We start from the raw sequence: 18,384 nt of genomic DNA on the forward strand, positions 1-18,384 counted from the left end.
AGGGAAAGAGATAAAAAAAGGCGAGGCACGATGCCCCGCCCTGAGCCTTACTTGCTCATACGCTTGTATTTGATGCGTTTTGGCTCCAGTGCTTCGGCACCCAGGGTACGCTTCTTATACTCTTCGTATTCGGTAAAGTTACCTTCAAAGAACTCGATTTTGCCCTCATCCTGGTAGTCCAGGATATGCGTGGCGATGCGGTCCAGGAACCAGCGGTCATGCGAGATCACCATCGCGCAGCCCGGGAACTCCAGCAGGGCGTTTTCCAGCGCGCGCAGCGTTTCAATGTCCAGGTCGTTGGTAGGTTCATCGAGCAGCAGCATGTTGCCGCCGACCTGCAGCAGTTTGGCGAGGTGCAGACGACCGCGCTCACCGCCGGAAAGTTCGCCAACGCGTTTACCCTGATCGACGCCTTTAAAGTTAAAGCGTCCCACATAGGCACGGCTCGGCATTTCCGTGTTGCCCACGCGCATAATATCCTGACCGCCGGAAACTTCTTCCCAGACGGTTTTTGAATTATCCATGCTGTCGCGGAACTGATCGACGGAAGCGAGCTTAACGGTCTCTCCCAGCACGATGCTGCCAGAGTCTGGCTGCTCCTGGCCGGACATCATGCGGAACAGCGTAGATTTACCGGCGCCGTTCGGGCCGATGATGCCGACGATGGCGCCCTTAGGCACAGAGAAGGAGAGATCGTCGATCAGCAGGCGGTCGCCATAGGATTTACGCAGATTAGTGACTTCCACCACTTTATCGCCCAGGCGTGCGCCAGGTGGAATAAACAGTTCGTTGGTTTCGTTACGTTTCTGGTAGTCGCTGCTGTTCAGCTCTTCAAAGCGCGCCAGGCGGGCTTTGCCCTTGGACTGGCGGCCTTTAGCGCCCTGACGAACCCACTCCAGCTCTTTCTCAATGGATTTGCGGCGTGCTGCTTCGCTTGAGGCTTCCTGAGCCAGACGCGCATCTTTTTGCTCCAGCCAGGAGGAGTAGTTGCCTTCCCATGGAATGCCTTCGCCACGGTCCAGTTCCAGGATCCAGCCTGCCACGTTGTCCAGGAAGTAACGGTCGTGGGTAATCGCGACCACGGTACCTTCGAAGTCGTGCAGGAAGCGTTCCAGCCACGCGACGGATTCCGCATCCAGGTGGTTAGTCGGTTCGTCGAGCAGCAGCATATCGGGTTTTTCAAGCAGCAGACGGCAAAGCGCCACACGGCGGCGTTCACCACCGGAGAGGTTAGCGATTTTCGCTTCCCAGTCCGGCAGGCGCAGCGCATCGGCGGCGCGCTCAAGCTGGGTGTTGAGGTTGTGGCCGTCGTGCGCCTGAATGATCTCTTCCAGGCGGCCCTGTTCAGCCGCCAGCTTGTCGAAGTCAGCATCTTCTTCCGCGTACAGCGCGTACACCTCGTCCAGGCGTTTTAACGCGCCCACCACTTCGGCGACGGCTTCTTCTACCGATTCGCGAACGGTATGCTCCAGATTCAGCTGCGGTTCCTGTGGCAGGTAGCCGATCTTGATACCGGGCTGTGGGCGCGCTTCCCCTTCGATATCGGTATCGATGCCGGCCATGATGCGCAGCAGCGTGGATTTACCCGCGCCGTTCAGGCCAAGTACGCCGATTTTGGCGCCCGGGAAAAAGCTCAGGGAGATATTTTTCAGAATATGACGCTTCGGCGGAACCACTTTGCCGACGCGATGCATGCTATAGACGAATTGAGCCACGTTAGGATGAGCCTCTTGGTGTCTGTGTTTTAAATGGGGCAGAAAAGCGCCCGCTCAGATGGGCAAGTTTAGCTGGTTTCCTCGGGTAATCACAGCCGTGTCCGGCCGATATCCTTTCTCCGTCATGCTGATATCACATCCGGCGTACAAACCACAGCCAGCCGTCTCCCGGATAACGGTGGCGTCGGGGGTCCCGTCGCTCTCTCGTTACAGCAGCCTGCCGGGGCAGATTTTGCCTGACGCTGTTTGATTTTCGCCCGCTGACCACTATGCTGAATTTTTGCCTTATAAAGCAGGGAGATAATCATGAAAGTTCTGATAGCCGCAGAGGAAAATGCCTGGGGCGGTATGATCCAGCAGTTTCGCCAGACCCTGCCTGACGTGGAATTTATCGCCTCTGCCGGACACGCCGCTGAAAGCCTGGCGGGGTACGATGCACTGATACCGGGTATGGCGCAGATCGGCGATAAGCTGCTCCAAACGGCCGATCGGCTTAAGCTTATTCAGCAGGCGGGTGCCGGGCTGGAGAGTGTGGATATTAACAGTGCCAAAGCGCTCGGCATTCAGGTAGCTAATGTGCCCTCAGACTGTTCAGGCAATGCGGACTCGGTGGCGGAACTCGGCATCTGGATGATGATTGGGCTGGCGCGCAGAGCGCGTGAGCTGCCCGATATGATCGCGACCCGCCAGCTTGGTCTGCCGGTGGGACTGGGACTGAGCGGCAAAACTGTAGGGCTGGTGGGAATGGGCGGTATCGGCAAAGCGCTGGCGAAACGGCTCTCGCCTTTCGGCGTGCGGCTGATGGGGGTAAAGCGGACGGCTGACGCCGCCTTTGCCAAAGCGCATCAGCTCGACTGGCTGGGCAATATGGCGCAACTGCCTGTGCTGCTGAGCGAAGCGGATTTTGTTGTCCTGAGCCTGCCCGATAACAGGGAGACGCAGAATATTATTGATGAAACCGCACTGGCACGAATGAAAGCAGGCAGTTTTTTAATCAATCTGGGGCGGGGTGGACTAATTGAGAAAGCGGCGCTGCTGGGGGCGCTGGAGGCCGGACATCTGGCTGGCGCGGGGCTGGATGTGTTCTGGCAGGAGCCGCCGGACCCGCAGGAGCGGCTTTTTGCCCTGAATGTTATCGCCACGCCGCATGTGGGCGGCGTTACGGATAATTCGCTGGCGGGCAATGTGCAAGGGGTTTGTGAAAACCTGCGCCGCCTGCGTGATGGTGAGACGATCCTGAACCGCTGGGCGTAACCTGCCATCGCGGCCAGCATTCGCCCTGGCGGCTTCATGGAGAACTCACCGGTCTGGCCTTCCACCGAAAAGGCTGGCGCTGACCGCTTCAGCGAAAAGTTCAGCGCTCAGGCTTTCCACCGAAAATGTTGACGCCTGACAGCGTAAGCTGCTGTACGAGTTTTTTCGGCGGGGCTTCATCACTGACCAGCGTACTGAATGCGCTCAGTTCACCAATGCGGGCGGGCAGCACTTTACCAAATTTGCTGCTGTCCGCGACCAGAATAGTGTGGCTGGCACGCTGCATCGCCTGATGCTTCATCGGTAATTCATTCAGGTTGTAGCAGGTTGCACCCTGAACGGCGTCGATACCCGCCGCAGAGAGAAAGGCTTTGCCAGGGCAGAGGCTGTCCATCACCGAACCCTGGCCCAGCGGCGTAAAAATGGCGTTATCGGCGTGATACTCGCCGCCGTTAAGAATAACTTTGCAGGCGGGCTTCTCTTTCAGCGCCAGAAACGTGTTCATGGCACAGCAGATGGCCGTAAAGGAGAGGGCATTATCAATCGCATCGATGACCCAAGGCATGGTCGTGCCACAGTCAAAAAACACCGTGTCGCCAGGTTCAATCAGCTGTGCCGCAAGTTGTCCAAGGCGGCGCTTTTTGTCGACATTCTGCGCCTGCTGATCCGAGACAAAATAGTGGCTCTGCGCGCTTTTGGGATCGCAGACGATGTAGCCGCCAAGCAACACCACCGAAGAGGGTTGTTCGTTCAGGTCCCGGCGGATGGTCATCTCAGAAACGCCCAGCAGCTGAGCGGCTTCTTTCAGATGGATCTTATCTGTTCGCTTCAGCGCCTGCGCCAGCTTATTTACGCGTTCATCGCGCCGGGTTTCCATGTCATTTTTCCTGATTTGTCGGTTAATATCCCTGCGCGCAAGCGCGATTGCCCGTCACGATGGCGATGCCTGAACTGGTGCCGATGCGGGTAGCGCCTGCCAGAATCATGGCGTCAGCCGTCTCGCGATCGCGCACCGCACCAGAGGCCTTCACCGCCACATCCGGGCCTGCACTTTCCGTCATCAGCCGGATATGATCTTCACGCGCGCCGCCAGAGCTGAAGCCGGTAGAGGTCTTCACAAAAGCCACTTTCAGCTCACGGCAGATTTCGCAGAGTAGAACGATTTGGTCATCGCTCAGCAGGCAGGTTTCTAATATTACCTTCAACGGTATAGGGCCGCAAACTTCGCGCACTGCCTGGATATCGTTGCGCACTGCGGCCACATCGCCGCTTTTCAACCAGCCCGTATTGATCACCATATCAATTTCCTGCGCGCCCGTCTCGATGGCCGCCTGAGCCTCGAACACCTTCACCGCCGTCAGCGTGGCCCCCAGCGGAAAACCGATCACCGAGCAGACTTTTACCGGCGAATCCTTCAGCGTTTCCGCCGCCAGTGGCACATAGCCGGCATTGACGCAGACCGCATAAAAGCGATGGGCGATCGCTTCTTCACAAAGGGTGGTGATTTGCCCGGCGGTGGCGTCAGCCGCGAGCAGCGTGTGATCGATATAAGGGGCGTAGTCGGGCGTTGTTAAGGTCATTTCCATCTCCGTGATCGCTATTTTTGTTAAAATAGTAACATTCCTTTCCTGGCGTCAATCTTCTTTATATTTCTGCAGTAGCCTAATTTTCAGGCTGAGACTGGTGTCACATAATTAACATCTGGCGCTTGTTGGTGTTATTTTTATAACATTTAATGGGGCAAGTTTACAGGGGAGGATGTGATGGATATTGCCGTTGTCGGTTCCAATATGGTCGATTTAATTACCTATACCAATACGATGCCTAAAGCGGGCGAAACCTTAGAGGCGCCTGACTTTGCGCTGGGCTGTGGGGGTAAAGGCGCAAATCAGGCCGTTGCCGCCGCGAAGCTTGGGGCGAAAGTCATGATGGTCAGCAAAGTGGGTGAAGATCTCTTTGCTGAGAATACGGTTAAAAATCTGCAACAGTTCGGCGTGGATACCCGTCATGTCACGGTCGCGCCCGACACCTCAAGCGGCGTTGCGCCCATTTTTGTCGATGACCAGTCGCAAAACCGCATTCTGATTATCAAAGGCGCCAATGCGAAGCTGGCGCCTGCGGATATTGACGCGGCCGCAGAAGCGCTGAAAGGCTGCCGTCTGATCGTGCTTCAGCTGGAGATCCCGCTGCCAACCGTCTATCACACCATCGATTTTGCCCGCCAGCACGGCATCCAGGTGATCCTTAATCCGGCGCCCGCCGTTGCCGATTTAGCGATCGACTACGTCAGCCAGTGTGATTTTTTCATGCCCAACGAAACCGAGCTGGAGATCCTTACCGGCCTGCCGGTCAGCAGCGAAGAAGAAGTTTTGAGCGCTGGCCGGATGCTGCTGGCGCGCGGGCTGAAAAACCTGATTATCACACTGGGTAGCCGCGGCGCGGTCTGGATGCAGGGCGACAACGTCCACCGCATCAACGCTTCACCCGTCAAGGCGGTGGATACCAGCGGTGCCGGCGACGCGTTTATCGGCTGCTTCGCGCATTTCCTGATACAGCACGGCGATATTCCCCGGGCGATGGCGTCGGCTTCGGCTTATGCCGCCTGTAGCGTCACGGGAAGGGGAACGCAGCGTTCCTATCCCGATGCCGACACCTTTCACCGTTTTCTCACCGCTTAAATGAGGATGCGCTATGCACCAGAACATCGTCCAGCAGTCTGACGGCTACCTGAATAAGACGCCGCTGTTCCAGTTTATTCTGCTTTCCTGCCTGTTCCCGCTGTGGGGCTGTGCCGCCAGCCTGAATGATATTTTAATCACTCAGTTTAAAAGCGTGTTCGAGCTGAGCGATTTTGCCAGCGCCCTGGTGCAAAGCGCCTTCTATGGCGGTTACTTTCTGATTGCGATCCCCGCCTCGCTGGTGATCCGCAGCAGCAGTTACAAGATTGCTATTGTGCTGGGGCTGGCCCTCTATATTGCAGGCTGTATGCTCTTTTATCCCGCTTCGCATATGGCGACCTATACGATGTTCCTCGCGGCGATTTTTGCCATCGCGATCGGGCTGAGCTTTCTGGAAACCGCAGCTAATACGTACAGTTCAATGATCGGGCATCGCGAGCATGCCACGCTGCGCCTGAACATCAGCCAGACGTTCTATCCCGTTGGCGCACTGATGGGCATTGTTTTAGGTAAATATCTGGTGTTTCAGGAAGGGGACAGCCTTGAAAGTCAGATGGCCGGGATGAATGCGGAGCAGCTGCATCAGTTCCGCCTGAGCATGCTTGAGCATACGCTGGAACCTTATAAGTATCTGGTGATGGTGCTGATCGTGGTGATGGTGTTGTTCCTGCTGACGCGCTATCCCCATTGCAAACCGCAAATGGAGGCGAAGCAGCGTCCCTCTCTCGGGGAGACATTCCGCTATCTGGCAAAAAACCGTCACTTCAAGCGCGGCATCATTGCGCAGTTCCTCTACGTTGGTATGCAGGTGGCCGTATGGTCATTCACCATCCGGCTGGCGCTGAACCTGGGCGCGGTCAATGAGCGTCATGCGTCCAACTTTATGATTTACAGTTTTATTTGCTTCTTTATCGGCAAGTTTGTCGCCAATTTCCTGATGACGCGCTTCCGGGCTGAGAAGGTGCTGATGGCGTATTCTGCCGTGGGCGTCGCCACGCTGCTCTATGTGATGCTGGTACCCGACTTCACCGCTGTCTATGCCGCCGTCTTCGTCAGCGTGCTGTTTGGTCCCTGCTGGGCAACAATCTATGCCGGAACGCTGGCGACCGTAGAGAACAAGTATACGGAAGTAGCCGGCGCCTTTATCGTGATGGCTATCGTTGGCGCGGCATGTGTTCCTGCGATTCAGGGGCTGGTTTCCGACATCATTGGCTCCATGCAGCTGGCTTTTGGTGTCTCGCTGCTCTGCTTTGCCTGGGTAGGATTCTACTTCTGGGGAGAGCTTCGCCATAAAAACCAACCTGTAGCGGACGGACGCCTGGCTGAGGAGGCACGATGAAAACGCAACTCCCACTGACCCGGGCGATGTTTACCGAAACGCCGCAGACTTTACTTTCCTGTGCGCCATTCAACGTGGTGCTGTTTCGCTACCCCTCCGGCATTGAGGCGGTCCGGCTGGAAAACAGCCGGGGTAGCGTCACTCTGTTGCCCTTTTACGGGCAGATGATCTGGGATGCCACCTTTGACGGCCGTTCTCTGACCATGGGCAGCGGTTTTAAACAACCGCTGCCGGGCAGTAATATTATCGACACCTACGGCTGCTTTGCGTTTCATTCCGGCCTGCTGGCCAACGGTTGCCCGGCACCGGAGGACGATCATCCGCTGCATGGCGAAATGGCCTGCGCAACGATGGACGCGGCCTGGATTGAGCTGGAAGAGGATGGGGTAACGCTGCGGGGAGAAGTGGAATATATAAAGGGTTTTGGTCATCATTACCGGGCTTCCCCTGCCGTGACGCTGCTGGCCGGGCGGCCACGTTTGCGGATTGAAATGGCTGTAGATAACCTTGCTGGCCGCGAGATGCCGCTACAGTACATGTGTCATATGAACTATGCGTGGGTGGCGAAGGGCACTTTCAGCCAGTCAATTCCCGACGAAGCATTCCGGTTGAGAACGTCCGTTCCGGGTCATGTTCATCCCACCCCCCAGTGGCGTGACTATACCCAACAGCTCGAAGCGGCTCCCGAGACGTTTGACGGGCTACATCGTCCCGAAATGTGCGATCCGGAAATCGTCTTTTTTGCCGATAATCTGGCGCAGTATGGCCGGCAGGTCACTTTTAGCGTCCATTCGCCTGAAGGGTATGGTTTCAGTACGCAGTTTGATACCGCCCAGTTTACTGCCGCCACGCGTTGGGTTTTGCATAATGCCGATCAGCAGGTTGCCGCCTTTGTGTTACCCGCAACTTGCCGTCCGGAGGGCTTTACGGCGGCGAAACAGGCTGGCAGCCTGATTTACCTTGCGCCAGGTGAGTCACGCCACTTTGCCGTTGAAACCGGCCTGATTGAAGAGGCTCCGCAGCGATAACAAAAATGCCGCTGGTGGGATAATTATCCGTTATCTGACCAGCGGCGCTTTCAGCTTTTCCTCTGATGCCAGCCTGATTTTTACACCCCTGCCAGTTTCTGCATAACGCTTTCCCTCGTTTCTTTCTGACTTTTCCGCCAGGTCGTTGAGTAAATATTTGTGCTTAACATAGCGGTACGGGCTATGCCTGGTTAGCATGAAGGGAGTTAATTTGGCAAGTTCAGGACAAAGAGAGGCGCGAACGTGGGGAAAGTCATGGCAGACAAGTGGCAGTACTGGATAGCCGGAGCCTGTTTAACGGTGATTGCCGGCGCGGCGCAGGCCGATTCACTGGATGCGCAGAGAAGTCGTTATCTGGAGATTAAGCAGGCCTGGGACAATAATCAGATGGATACCGTTGAGCGGCTGATGCCCACGCTGCGCGATTATCCGCTTTACCCCTATCTCGAATACCGGCAGCTGACGCAGCATCTGGATCAGCAAAGCGGCTTTGTGGTTACCGATTTCATCAAAAAATACCCGACGCTGCCGCCGGTACGTTCGCTCTCTGCACGCTTTGTTAATGAACTCGCTCGCCGGCAGGACTGGCGCGGCCTGCTGGTTTTCAGCCCTGAGGAACCGAAGCCGGTCTCTGCGCGGTGTAACTGGTATTACGCAAAATGGGCCACCGGGCAGCAGCAAGTCGCCTATGAAGGCGCCAAAGCTATCTGGCTGCGCGGCACCTCGCTGCCTGGCGCCTGCGATAAGCTTTTCAGCGTCTGGCAGGCGGCAGGCGAGCAAAACCCGATCACGACGCTTGAGCGCATCCGTCTGGCGATGAAAGAAGGGAATACCAGCCTGGTAAATTATCTGGCGAAGCAGCTACCTCAGGATTATCAGACCATGGCTGAGGCCGTTATGGATCTGCAAAATAATCCCGCCAATGTGATGACCTTTGCCCGTGCGGTTGGCCCTACCGATTTTACCCGTCAGGCGACCTCTCTGGCGTTTGCCCGCCTCGTTCGTGAAGATCCAGAAAATGCCCGCGCGATGATCCCCTCGCTGGTCAAAGCGCAAAAGATGAGTGAGCAGGAAGAGCAGGATCTGCAGGAAGCCGTCGTCTGGCGCATGATGGGCACCGACGTTACCAGCGAACAGGCCCACTGGCGCGATCGGGTGGTGATGCGCAGCAACTCCACCTCGCTGATTGAGCGGCGGATCCGTATGGCGTTGGGCAATAACGATCGCCGTGGGATGAACACCTGGATTGCCCGTCTGCCCGTTGAGGCGAAACAGCAGGATGAATGGCAGTACTGGCAGGCTGATTTGCTCTCAGAGCAGGGCAGAAAAGAGGAAGCGGAGAAAATTCTACGCAGCCTGACGCAGGAGCGCGGTTTTTATCCGATGGTAGCCGCGCAACGTCTCGGTGAAGCATATCCGCTAAAAGTGGTGAAAGCGCCTGAGCCTGAGCCGGGCCTGACGCAGGGCGCAGCCATATCCCGCGTTCGCGAGCTGATGTACTGGAACATGGATAATCTGGCGCGTACCGAATGGAGCTATCTGGTTGCCAGCAAAACCAGCGCGCAACAGCAGCAGCTGGCGCGTTACGCTTATCAGCAGAACTGGTGGGATCTCAGCGTGCAGGCCACGATCACCGGCAAGCTCTGGGATCATTTGCAGGAACGCTTCCCGCTTGCCTGGCAGGAACAGTTTAAGCGCTACATGAGTGATAAAACGATTCCAGTCAGCTACGCCATGGCGATTGCCCGCCAGGAGAGCGCCTGGAATCCGAAGGCACGCTCGCCGGTTGGCGCTTCCGGGCTGATGCAGGTGATGCCGGCGACGGCGGCGCATACGGTTAAAGTGTTTAAGCTGCCGGGATACAGCAACAGCAGCCAGTTATTCGATCCTGAAACCAATATCCAGATTGGCACGCAGTACCTGGAATCGGTTTATCAGCAGTTCGGGCAGAACCGGATTTTCTCTTCAGCAGCCTATAATGCGGGGCCTTCGCGGGTAAAAACCTGGCTGGGCAACAGCGCCGGACGACTCGATGCCGTGGCCTTTATTGAAACCATTCCGTTCTCAGAAACGCGTGGCTATGTGAAAAACGTGCTGGCATATGATGCCTATTACCGCCATTTTATGGGTAATCCGGGCGATATCCTGACGCAGGCGGAGTGGCAACGGCGCTACTGATTCGGTCGGGCCTGTGCTATGCTGCTGTACTAGTTTAATAGTATGGGCCTGATATGACCGATTCTTCTGTTCCCGTCACGGTGGAACCCCATAACGAAGAGTGGCAGCGTTTTGTGACGCTGCTTCAGCACGCTTTTGAAAACGGGCTGCATTTGCCGCTGCTTCAGCTGATGACAACGCCGGACGAACGCGAAGCCTTTGGCACACGTCTGCGGATTATCGAAGAGCTGATGCGTGGAGAGCTGAGCCAGCGCGAGCTGAAGAATGATTTGGGGGTGGGGATTGCGACGATAACGCGCGGGTCGAACAGTCTAAAAAGCGCCCCCCCGGCGCTGAAAGCCTGGCTGGAGGCGCAGCTGCTGTCAGGCAGCGGTAAAATCTGAGGATTCGTCGCCCGGCTTCATCTGATAAAGCGCGTTGTGGAACGGACACAGTGCCAGAATCAGTGCCTGATGATATACGCTGGAGCGGGTAAGGTGACCGGCGGTAAATGCCCCAATCGCGCCGCCCTTATGCTTGATATTTTCAATCCCGGTCAGCCGGGCCATCTCCTCGCCCAGCTCACGACCCTGATGAATGCCTGCCATCACAATGGCCGGTAGCGTAAAGCTGGCGGAACGGGATTCGCCGCGCAGTTTATGATTCTCAATCACCATCCAGGCAAAGGCGCTGTTCTCTTCGATGCCGGCCTCGATCGCCACCCAAAAGTCCGCTTCTGGTCTGACCTGGCGGGCGTTCATCACGCGCTGGCGTGCGCCAGTTCTCGTTTCCGTATTTGTCATCGGCTGCGCAGCAACCCCGCTGTCGACCCCGACACCTTCAATATGGCAGGATCCCTCACCGAAGATATCGCTGAACGCCTGAGATATTGCCTTAATTTTGGCTGGATTGATTGTGGCGGCGACAACATGGTACATAATTGGTTGAACCCTTTAGGCAAATTTGTCGCAGTATAACGGAAAATAGCATGTTAGAGGTCTATCTTGTTCGTCACGGAGAAACGCTCTGGAATGCGGCACGGCGCATTCAGGGTCAGTCAAACAGCGCGCTCACGGAAAAAGGGGAGCGGCAGGCTCATCAGGTGGCCGACAGGGTGAAAAAACTGGGCATCACCCACGTGATTTCCAGCGATTTGGGGCGGGCGAGGCGTACGGCTGAAATCATTGCTGACGCCTGTGGCTGCAGCGTTAACCTGGATCCGCGTCTGCGCGAGCTGAATATGGGCGTGCTGGAACAGCGTCCAATCGACCTTCTGAGCGAGGAGGAAGAGGGATGGCGCAGATCCATGATCGACGGAACGGAGAATGGCCGTATTCCTGAAGGCGAAACGATGGCGGAACTGGCGGAACGGATGCATGAAGCGCTCAACGCCTGCCTGAATCTTCCTGCCGGTAGTCGTCCGTTGCTGGTCAGTCATGGAATGGCACTTGGCGTGCTGGTGGGAACGCTTCTCGGGCTGCCGGCGCATGCCGAACGCCGTCTGCGTCTGCGGAACTGTTCGCTCTCGCGCGTGGATCATCAGCAGAGCGCCTGGCTGGCATCGGGCTGGGTGGTGGAAACGGCGGGGGATATTTCTCATCTGGATACGCCAGCACTGGATGAGCTTCAGCGTTAAGCGGATAGTGGGGCGTTCATCGCCCCGCAAGCGCACCGGTCTCCGACAGGTCATCGGGCTTCGCCCGACATCAGGGCGTTAATCGCCCCACAGTGCATCTGATTTCGTTCGTTGATACAGGCCTGTATTGCGCAGGCCGTTATGCTTCCGTACGCGGACGAATAGGGATCAGATATTCGCAGCGAATATTAGCTGGCGGTTCCGCGCGTTTCTTCCCACCGTGCGTATAGAAGCGCTCAATATCCTGGCCGTGTCGACGGGTCAGCTGAAGCGTTGGCATACAGGTGCCGTAAATCAGCAAAATAAACTCCTGAAGACTACTGCGTGGCCCTTCATAGGTAAATTGCGCATATTCGCCCGCCTCCAGCAGCACCGTCTGGGTTGACTGCATAGTCTGGGAAAGCTGGTCTGATGGGACCGCTGTGGTATAGAGGATCTCCTGTTCATCATCCTTCTCGAGGCTCGGCCGCGACTGATGAAGACCATACAGTACCGGGGGGATCATGTCCGTTTCCGTCAGGAACTGATGCCAGAAGTGCAGGCGCATCTCATCACGGTAGCTGGAGATTTGCTCGAGCGTACAGGTGTATGATTGTGTCTGGCCCACCAGTACTGTTTCAGGCAGGTCAACAAAGGTGACCTCCGGCATAAAGGTATCATCCAGCCTGATCGGCGGTCGCAGACCATACGCATTCCAGTCCGATGACCGGCGATACCAGGCGGGCGTCTGATTGAATTGCTTTTTAAAGGCGCGGGTAAAGGTTTGCTGCGAGTCGAAACGATATTGCAGGGCAATATCCAGAATAGGCCGGCTGGTCAGGCGCAGCGCCACGGCAGCTTTTGAAAGGCGGCGGGCGCGAATATAGGCGCCAATCGCGTGTCCGGTGACTTCCTTGAACATTCTTTGCAGATGCCACTTAGAATAGCCTGCCTTGGTCGCCACATTATCGAGAGAAAGAGGCTGATCAAGGTGGCCTTCAAGCCAGACTAGCAAATCGCGAATGATACCGGCTTGATCCATAAAACGTCCTCATCCTGGTTGAAATTGGTACTCTAAAATTGTCTTGCTGCTGGCGGTATTTTCGGTTTTCCCGCAGCGAATGTGCTATACCAGTGCGCAATAAGCGTTGTAAGCACCTCTCATGGCGGTAAAATATCGCAGAAAAGTCACTTACACTGTCATCTATTTTCACTGCAATGGTAACGTTATGACAATGAGAATTTTGTTAATAGTCACGTCTGTAATTTTCACAACTTTTACCGCACGGGCCGACGTGGTCGGCTCGGTAGACACAGTATTTAAGATATTTGGGCCGGATCATAAAATCATCGTAGAAGCCTTCGACGACCCTGATGTCAAAAATGTTACCTGCTATATCAGTCGGGCAAAAACCGGCGGCATCAAAGGCGGTCTGGGCCTGGCGGAAGATACCGCTGATGCAGCGATCTCTTGTCAGCAGGTCGGTCCGGTGACGCTCAGCGATAAAATCGCTCAGGGAAAAGCAGAAGGCGAGGTGGTGTTTCGCAAGCGCACTTCACTGGTATTCAAAAAGTTACAGGTGGTGCGTTTTTACGATCAAAAGCGGAACACGCTGATCTATCTCAGCTATTCCGATAAAGTCGTCGAAGGCTCCCCTAAAAATGCCCTCAGCGCCGTGCCTATTATGCCGTGGAATAACTGATCTGAAAAGAAAAAGGGCCGGAAAACCGGCCCTTTCAGGAAAGCGAACGGCAGCTTAATCCTGAAGGTCACCACAGAAGCGGTAGCCTTCCCCATGAATGGTAGCGATGATTTCCGGCGTATCCGGCGTCGATTCGAAGTGTTTACGAATGCGGCGGATAGTGACGTCGACGGTACGGTCATGCGGCTTCAGCTCACGACCGGTCATCTTCTTCAGCAGATCGGCACGGGTCTGGATTTTCCCTGGGTTTTCACAGAAGTGCAGCATCGCGCGAAATTCGCTGCGCGGCAGCTTGTACTGTTCACCATGAGGGCCAATCAGCGAGCGGCTGTTGATATCCAGCTCCCAGCCGTTAAAGCGATAGCTTTCGACAAGCTTGCGCTCTTCACTGTGCGGCGCCAGGTTCATGGTGCGCGACAGCAGATTACGTGCGCGTATGGTCAGCTCACGTGGATTGAAGGGTTTGGTTATATAATCGTCAGCGCCAATTTCCAGACCGAGGATCTTATCCACCTCGTTATCCCTTCCGGTCAGGAACATCAGTGCCACGTTCGCCTGCTCACGCAGCTCACGCGCCAGTAACAGCCCATTTTTGCCCGGCAGATTGATATCCATGATCACCAGATTGATATCGTTCTCGGTCAGAATATGGTGCATTTCAGCACCGTCCGTAGCTTCATAAACCATGTAGCCTTCGGCCTCAAAAATACTTTTGAGAGTATTGCGAGTAACTAATTCGTCTTCAACGATAAGTATGTGCGGGGTCTGCATGTGTTCGCTACCTAAAATTGCCAACAAAATCGAATCAGGGCATACAGCTGTCACGGCGGCAGAGAAACAAGGTTCGTCGTTCCTGGCGTAATAACAGCTGTACAGAAATATGTTTCAGATGCTCTGACCTGCGCCGCTAACGTTCAGATTGTTCCATCGGACGGAACGAAAACCGACGTCAGCACGGTCAAAAATGGCGTATATCCTAACCGCATTAACAGCAACATAACAGCATTTGCCACAATCAATAAGTAATAAAACAACGCTTAATTGACTTATATCAAACCTATTGTAGCACGTTAACAGTTTTGTGAAAAATGCTCAGCAGAATGCCAGCTTAGCTCACAGTAATGCGCCGTTAACGCCACGTTTACTCCCCGGCTGGGGTCTAAAAAGAGATGAATTTTAACAATCGTTAATTAACTGAAGCGTAATCAGTTATCAGGAGATAAGTAGTTTTATCTGGTCTTTCAGAGAGAAAAAAATATGAAGCCCATAAAGACCATTATTTATGAAGGGTTATAGTGTTGCTAATTTGTTAAATTAGCGCTGCTGTTTTTCCTTACCTTGCCGTGGCAAAGTACACCCCTTACAGGCTGATCTCCGGGATTTTTATGCGTTTTCCTTTTATTCTTGTTTCCCCTGCCAGAGCCGAAAATGTCGGCGCGGCGGCCCGTGCGATGAAAACCATGGGCTTTGATGAACTGCGTATCGTTAACAGCCAGGTGTGGCAGGAGCCTGCTGCCCGGCGTGTTGCTCATGGCGCAGGCGATATTCTTGATAACGTGACGCACTGGGACTCACTTGATGCCGCTCTGCATGACGTTGATTTCAGCATTGCGACAACGGCGCGCAGCCGCGCTAAATTCCGCTACTATGCCACGCCACAGCAGGTGGAGGCTCTGCTGGAAGAGAAACAGCAGTGGGTAAAATGCGTCGCGCTGGTTTTTGGCCGGGAGGATACCGGTCTGACCAATGATGAACTGGATCGTGTGGATGTCCTGACCGGCATTCCAATGGCGGCAGATTATCCTTCGCTGAACCTGGGACAGGCGGTCATGGTCTATAGCTATCAGCTTGCCGCGTTCCGTCAGGTCAGCGCCCGGACTGAAGCGCCCGCCGACGTACAACAGCTGGCTGCGCTACGTCAGCGCTGCGACCGGCTGCTGCATCGCCTTTCGGTCAGCGACGACCATAAACTGGCGGACTGGCTGACCCAGCGGATTGGGCTGCTCGCCCAGCGCGACAGCGCGATGCTGCACCGTCTGCTCGCCGACATTGAAAAAAAACTTCCAGAATAAAATACTGTATAGCGCTTATGTTTTAGCGCGAGTCGCTGGGTTAAGCCCGACAGATTATATGAAAGTCCTGCTGCGTGGCTAAACGGCTTCCCGCATCTTCAGCGGGCTTTGCGGCACGTAAAGATAAAAAAATTGACTTGGTGGGACGTTTGCTTTAATTCTGAAAGCCGACAGATTTTAAAACAGACAGACGATAAATCTACTATGCGTAATCACAGCCTGATGACAACAATCATTATTACCACCACCATTACCACAGGTAACGGTGCGGGCTGACGCATACAGTAAAAAATAAAAAACAAGCCCGCACCTAACCAGTGCGGGCTTTTTTTTCGGCAAAAATTCAGGAGATGTTGAGAATGCGAGTGCTGAAATTCGGTGGAACCTCAGTAGCCAACGCGGAACGATTTCTGCGCGTGGCCGATATCATGGAAAGTAATGCTAAGCAGGGACAGGTGGCTACCGTATTGTCCGCTCCCGCAAAAATCACCAACCATCTGGTGGCGATGATTGAGAAAACGATCGGTGGTCAGGATGCGTTACCGAACCTGAGCGATGCCGAAACCATTTTCGCTTCGCTGTTACAGGGACTGGCTGATGCCCAGCCCGGCTTTGCCTCTGAACGGCTGCAGGCAGTTGTCGATCAGGAGTTCGCCCAGCTCAGACAGATGCTGCACGGCATTGGCCTGCTCGGGCAGTGTCCTGACAGCGTCAATGCGGCAATTATCTGTCGTGGCGAGAAGCTCTCCATCGCCATTATGGAAGCGCTGCTTCAGGCTCGCGGGCACGCCGTCAGCGTTATCGATCCGGTCGAAAAACTGCTGGCTGTGGGTCACTATCTTGATTCTACCGTCGATATTCCTGAATCCACCCGGCGTATCGCCGCCAGTCAGATCCCGGCGGAGAATATGATCCTGATGGCGGGTTTTACCGCCGGCAATGAGAAGGGCGAGCTGGTGGTTCTTGGCCGTAACGGCTCCGATTACTCTGCCGCGGTGCTGGCCGCCTGTTTACGCGCCGACTGCTGCGAAATCTGGACGGATGTGGACGGCGTCTATACCTGCGATCCGCGGCAGGTTCCGGATGCACGACTGCTCAAGTCCATGTCCTATCAGGAAGCGATGGAGCTCTCTTATTTTGGTGCCAAAGTCCTTCATCCCCGGACCATCACACCAATCGCCCAGTTTCAGATCCCTTGTCTTATCAAAAACACCGCCAATCCACAGGCGCCGGGCACGCTCATCGGCGGTGATGGATCGGACGAGGAGAATCCGGTCAAAGGCATCACCAACCTGAATAATATGGCGATGTTCAACGTTTCCGGGCCGGGCATGAAGGGAATGGTTGGCATGGCGGCCAGAGTCTTTGCCGCTATGTCCCGTAGCGGAATTTCCGTGGTACTGATCACCCAGTCTTCCTCCGAATACAGCATCAGTTTTTGCGTGCCGCAGAGCGATCAGGCCCGGGCCCGACGCGTGCTGGAAGAGGAGTTTTATCTGGAATTGAAAAATGGTCTGCTCGAACCGCTTGCGGTGACGGAACGGCTGGCGGTGATCTCTGTGGTCGGCGATGGGATGCGAACGTTGCGCGGCATTTCAGCGAAATTCTTCTCTGCGCTGGCGCGTGCCAACATCAATATTATCGCCATTGCGCAGGGCTCCTCGGAGCGTTCCATTTCCGTCGTGGTCGATAATGATGATGCGACCACCGGCGTACGCGTGGTGCACCAGATGCTGTTTGCCACCGACCAGGTAATTGAAGTCTTTGTCATCGGCGTGGGCGGTGTGGGCGCCGCGCTGATCGATCAGCTGCACCGTCAGCAGGCCTGGCTGAAGAACAAGCATATCGATCTGCGCGTTTGCGGCATTGCCAACTCAAAGGCGCTGCTGACCAATGTGCACGGCATTCCGCTGGAAAACTGGAAAGAGACGCTGGGAAGCGCAAAAGAACCCTTTAACCTGGGCCGCCTGATTCGTCTGGTAAAAGAGTATCACCTGCTCAATCCGGTGATTGTCGACTGTACCTCCAGCCAGGCGGTGGCCGATCAGTATGCCGATTTCCTTGCGGAAGGTTTTCACGTGGTCACGCCAAATAAAAAGGCGAACACCTCCTCCTGGAATTACTATCAGCAAATGCGGACGGCAGCGGCCCGTTCCCGCCGTAAGTTTCTCTACGATACCAACGTCGGCGCGGGGCTGCCGGTCATTGAGAATTTACAGAACCTGCTCAATGCGGGCGATGAACTGATCCGCTTCACCGGTATTCTTTCCGGCTCGTTATCCTTTATTTTTGGCAAGCTGGATGAAGGGTTTTCGCTTTCAGAGGCGACCAAACAAGCCCGTGAGCTCGGTTTTACCGAACCCGATCCGCGTGACGATCTTTCCGGCACCGACGTGGCGCGCAAATTGCTGATCCTGGCGCGTGAAGCGGGCTATCAACTGGAACTGAGCGATATTGAGATTGAGGCTGTATTACCCGAAGCCTTTAACGCTATTCCGGATGCCGGGACCTTTATGTCCCGTCTGCCCGAACTCGACGATGCCTTTGCCGCCCGCGTCACTTCGGCTCGTGATGAGGGCAAAGTGCTGCGTTTTGTGGGCGCGATTGAGGAAGGCGGACGCTGCATCGTCAAAATTGAGGCTGTGGATGAGCATTCGCCGCTATATAAAGTGAAAGATGGTGAGAATGCGCTGGCGTTTTACAGCCGCTATTATCAGCCTATTCCGCTGGTGCTGCGCGGCTACGGTGCCGGTAATGACGTCACCGCCGCCGGCGTGTTTGCCGATCTGCTGCGTACTCTGTCATGGAAGTTAGGAGTTTAAC

17 protein-coding genes and 1 other annotated feature are annotated in these 18,384 nt (G+C 55.3%); of the genes, 11 read left to right on the forward strand and 6 right to left on the reverse strand.

Going from position 1 to position 18,384, the window contains the following annotated elements:
* Nucleotides 1-47: 47 nt before the first annotated feature.
* A complete protein-coding gene (ettA, locus tag EA20_RS0111590) occupies nt 48-1,715 on the reverse strand; it encodes an energy-dependent translational throttle protein EttA (protein ID WP_024966983.1) in 1,668 nt (555 codons plus the stop codon).
* A 306-nt stretch (nt 1,716-2,021) separates the two neighbouring features.
* Between ettA and EA20_RS0111595 the strand changes: the two genes are divergently transcribed.
* Nucleotides 2,022-2,969, forward strand: coding sequence for a 2-hydroxyacid dehydrogenase (locus EA20_RS0111595; protein ID WP_024966984.1), 948 nt, complete (start codon nt 2,022-2,024; stop codon nt 2,967-2,969).
* Nucleotides 2,970-3,069: 100 nt separating this feature from the next.
* On the opposite strand, the gene deoR is transcribed toward EA20_RS0111595, so the two are convergent.
* Together deoR and deoC are read right to left on the reverse strand one after the other, a co-directional pair.
* Nucleotides 3,070-3,846, reverse strand: a complete 777-nt coding sequence (deoR, locus tag EA20_RS0111600; protein WP_024966985.1) for a DNA-binding transcriptional repressor DeoR — start codon at nt 3,844-3,846, stop codon at nt 3,070-3,072.
* 22 nt (nt 3,847-3,868) lie between these two features.
* Nucleotides 3,869-4,549, reverse strand: coding sequence for a deoxyribose-phosphate aldolase (gene deoC / locus EA20_RS0111605; RefSeq protein ID WP_024966986.1), 681 nt, complete (start codon nt 4,547-4,549; stop codon nt 3,869-3,871).
* A 183-nt stretch (nt 4,550-4,732) separates the two neighbouring features.
* Here deoC and rbsK point away from each other — a divergent pair, with 183 nt between their 5' ends.
* The 5 genes from rbsK (at nt 4,733) to trpR (ending at nt 10,575) form a co-directional block, all read left to right on the forward strand.
* On the forward strand, nt 4,733-5,647 hold the full coding sequence (gene rbsK / locus EA20_RS0111610; protein ID WP_024966987.1) for a ribokinase: 915 nt from the start codon (nt 4,733-4,735) through the stop codon (nt 5,645-5,647).
* Between the two features lie 13 nt (nt 5,648-5,660).
* Nucleotides 5,661-6,986: an L-fucose:H+ symporter permease gene (gene fucP / locus EA20_RS0111615; RefSeq protein WP_024966988.1), complete on the forward strand. Its 1,326-nt coding sequence runs from the start codon at nt 5,661-5,663 to the stop codon at nt 6,984-6,986.
* Entirely contained in the window at nt 6,983-8,014 is a 1,032-nt protein-coding gene (locus EA20_RS0111620; protein ID WP_024966989.1) for an aldose 1-epimerase family protein, read from the forward strand. Before fucP ends, EA20_RS0111620 begins: the two co-directional genes overlap by 4 nt.
* Nucleotides 8,015-8,269: 255 nt before the next feature.
* Nucleotides 8,270-10,192, forward strand: coding sequence for a murein transglycosylase (sltY, locus tag EA20_RS0111625; RefSeq protein WP_024966990.1), 1,923 nt, complete (start codon nt 8,270-8,272; stop codon nt 10,190-10,192).
* Between the two features lie 53 nt (nt 10,193-10,245).
* Entirely contained in the window at nt 10,246-10,575 is a 330-nt protein-coding gene (trpR, locus tag EA20_RS0111630) for a trp operon repressor (protein ID WP_024966991.1), read from the forward strand.
* Here trpR and yjjX read toward each other — a convergent pair.
* Entirely contained in the window at nt 10,555-11,109 is a 555-nt protein-coding gene (gene yjjX, locus EA20_RS0111635; protein WP_024966992.1) for an inosine/xanthosine triphosphatase, read from the reverse strand. The genes trpR and yjjX overlap by 21 nt on opposite strands.
* 50 nt (nt 11,110-11,159) lie before the next feature.
* Between yjjX and gpmB the strand changes: the two genes are divergently transcribed.
* Nucleotides 11,160-11,807 (forward strand): 2,3-diphosphoglycerate-dependent phosphoglycerate mutase GpmB, encoded by a 648-nt coding sequence (gene gpmB / locus EA20_RS0111640; protein ID WP_024966993.1) that lies wholly within the window; start codon nt 11,160-11,162, stop codon nt 11,805-11,807.
* Between the two features lie 139 nt (nt 11,808-11,946).
* Here the strand turns inward: gpmB and robA are convergent, their stop codons facing one another.
* A complete protein-coding gene (gene robA / locus EA20_RS0111645; protein ID WP_024966994.1) occupies nt 11,947-12,828 on the reverse strand; it encodes an MDR efflux pump AcrAB transcriptional activator RobA in 882 nt (293 codons plus the stop codon).
* A gap of 187 nt (nt 12,829-13,015) precedes the next feature.
* On the opposite strand from robA, the gene creA reads away from it, so the two are divergent.
* A complete protein-coding gene (gene creA, locus EA20_RS0111650; RefSeq protein WP_024966995.1) occupies nt 13,016-13,489 on the forward strand; it encodes a protein CreA in 474 nt (157 codons plus the stop codon).
* A 54-nt stretch (nt 13,490-13,543) separates the two neighbouring features.
* Here creA and arcA read toward each other — a convergent pair whose 3' ends face one another.
* A complete protein-coding gene (gene arcA, locus EA20_RS0111655) occupies nt 13,544-14,260 on the reverse strand; it encodes a two-component system response regulator ArcA (RefSeq protein ID WP_024966996.1) in 717 nt (238 codons plus the stop codon).
* 614 nt (nt 14,261-14,874) lie between these two features.
* On the opposite strand from arcA, the gene EA20_RS0111660 reads away from it, so the two are divergent.
* From EA20_RS0111660 to thrA, 3 genes are all read left to right on the forward strand, one after another.
* Nucleotides 14,875-15,561 carry a tRNA/rRNA methyltransferase gene (locus EA20_RS0111660; RefSeq protein ID WP_024966997.1) on the forward strand — a complete coding sequence of 229 codons (687 nt, stop codon included), beginning with the start codon at nt 14,875-14,877 and terminating at the stop codon, nt 15,559-15,561.
* Between the two features lie 204 nt (nt 15,562-15,765).
* On the forward strand, nt 15,766-15,837 hold the full coding sequence (thrL, locus tag EA20_RS20980) for a thr operon leader peptide (protein WP_200868324.1): 72 nt from the start codon (nt 15,766-15,768) through the stop codon (nt 15,835-15,837).
* Nucleotides 15,773-15,895, forward strand: a sequence feature (Thr leader region). (Overlaps the previous gene by 65 nt.)
* A 25-nt stretch (nt 15,896-15,920) precedes the next feature.
* Nucleotides 15,921-18,383 carry a bifunctional aspartate kinase/homoserine dehydrogenase I gene (gene thrA / locus EA20_RS0111665; protein ID WP_024966998.1) on the forward strand — a complete coding sequence of 821 codons (2,463 nt, stop codon included), beginning with the start codon at nt 15,921-15,923 and terminating at the stop codon, nt 18,381-18,383.
* Nucleotide 18,384 lies beyond the last annotated feature (1 nt).

Source organism: Pantoea sp. IMH, from assembly GCF_000599885.1.
Taxonomy (GTDB): Bacteria; Pseudomonadota; Gammaproteobacteria; order Enterobacterales; family Enterobacteriaceae; genus Erwinia.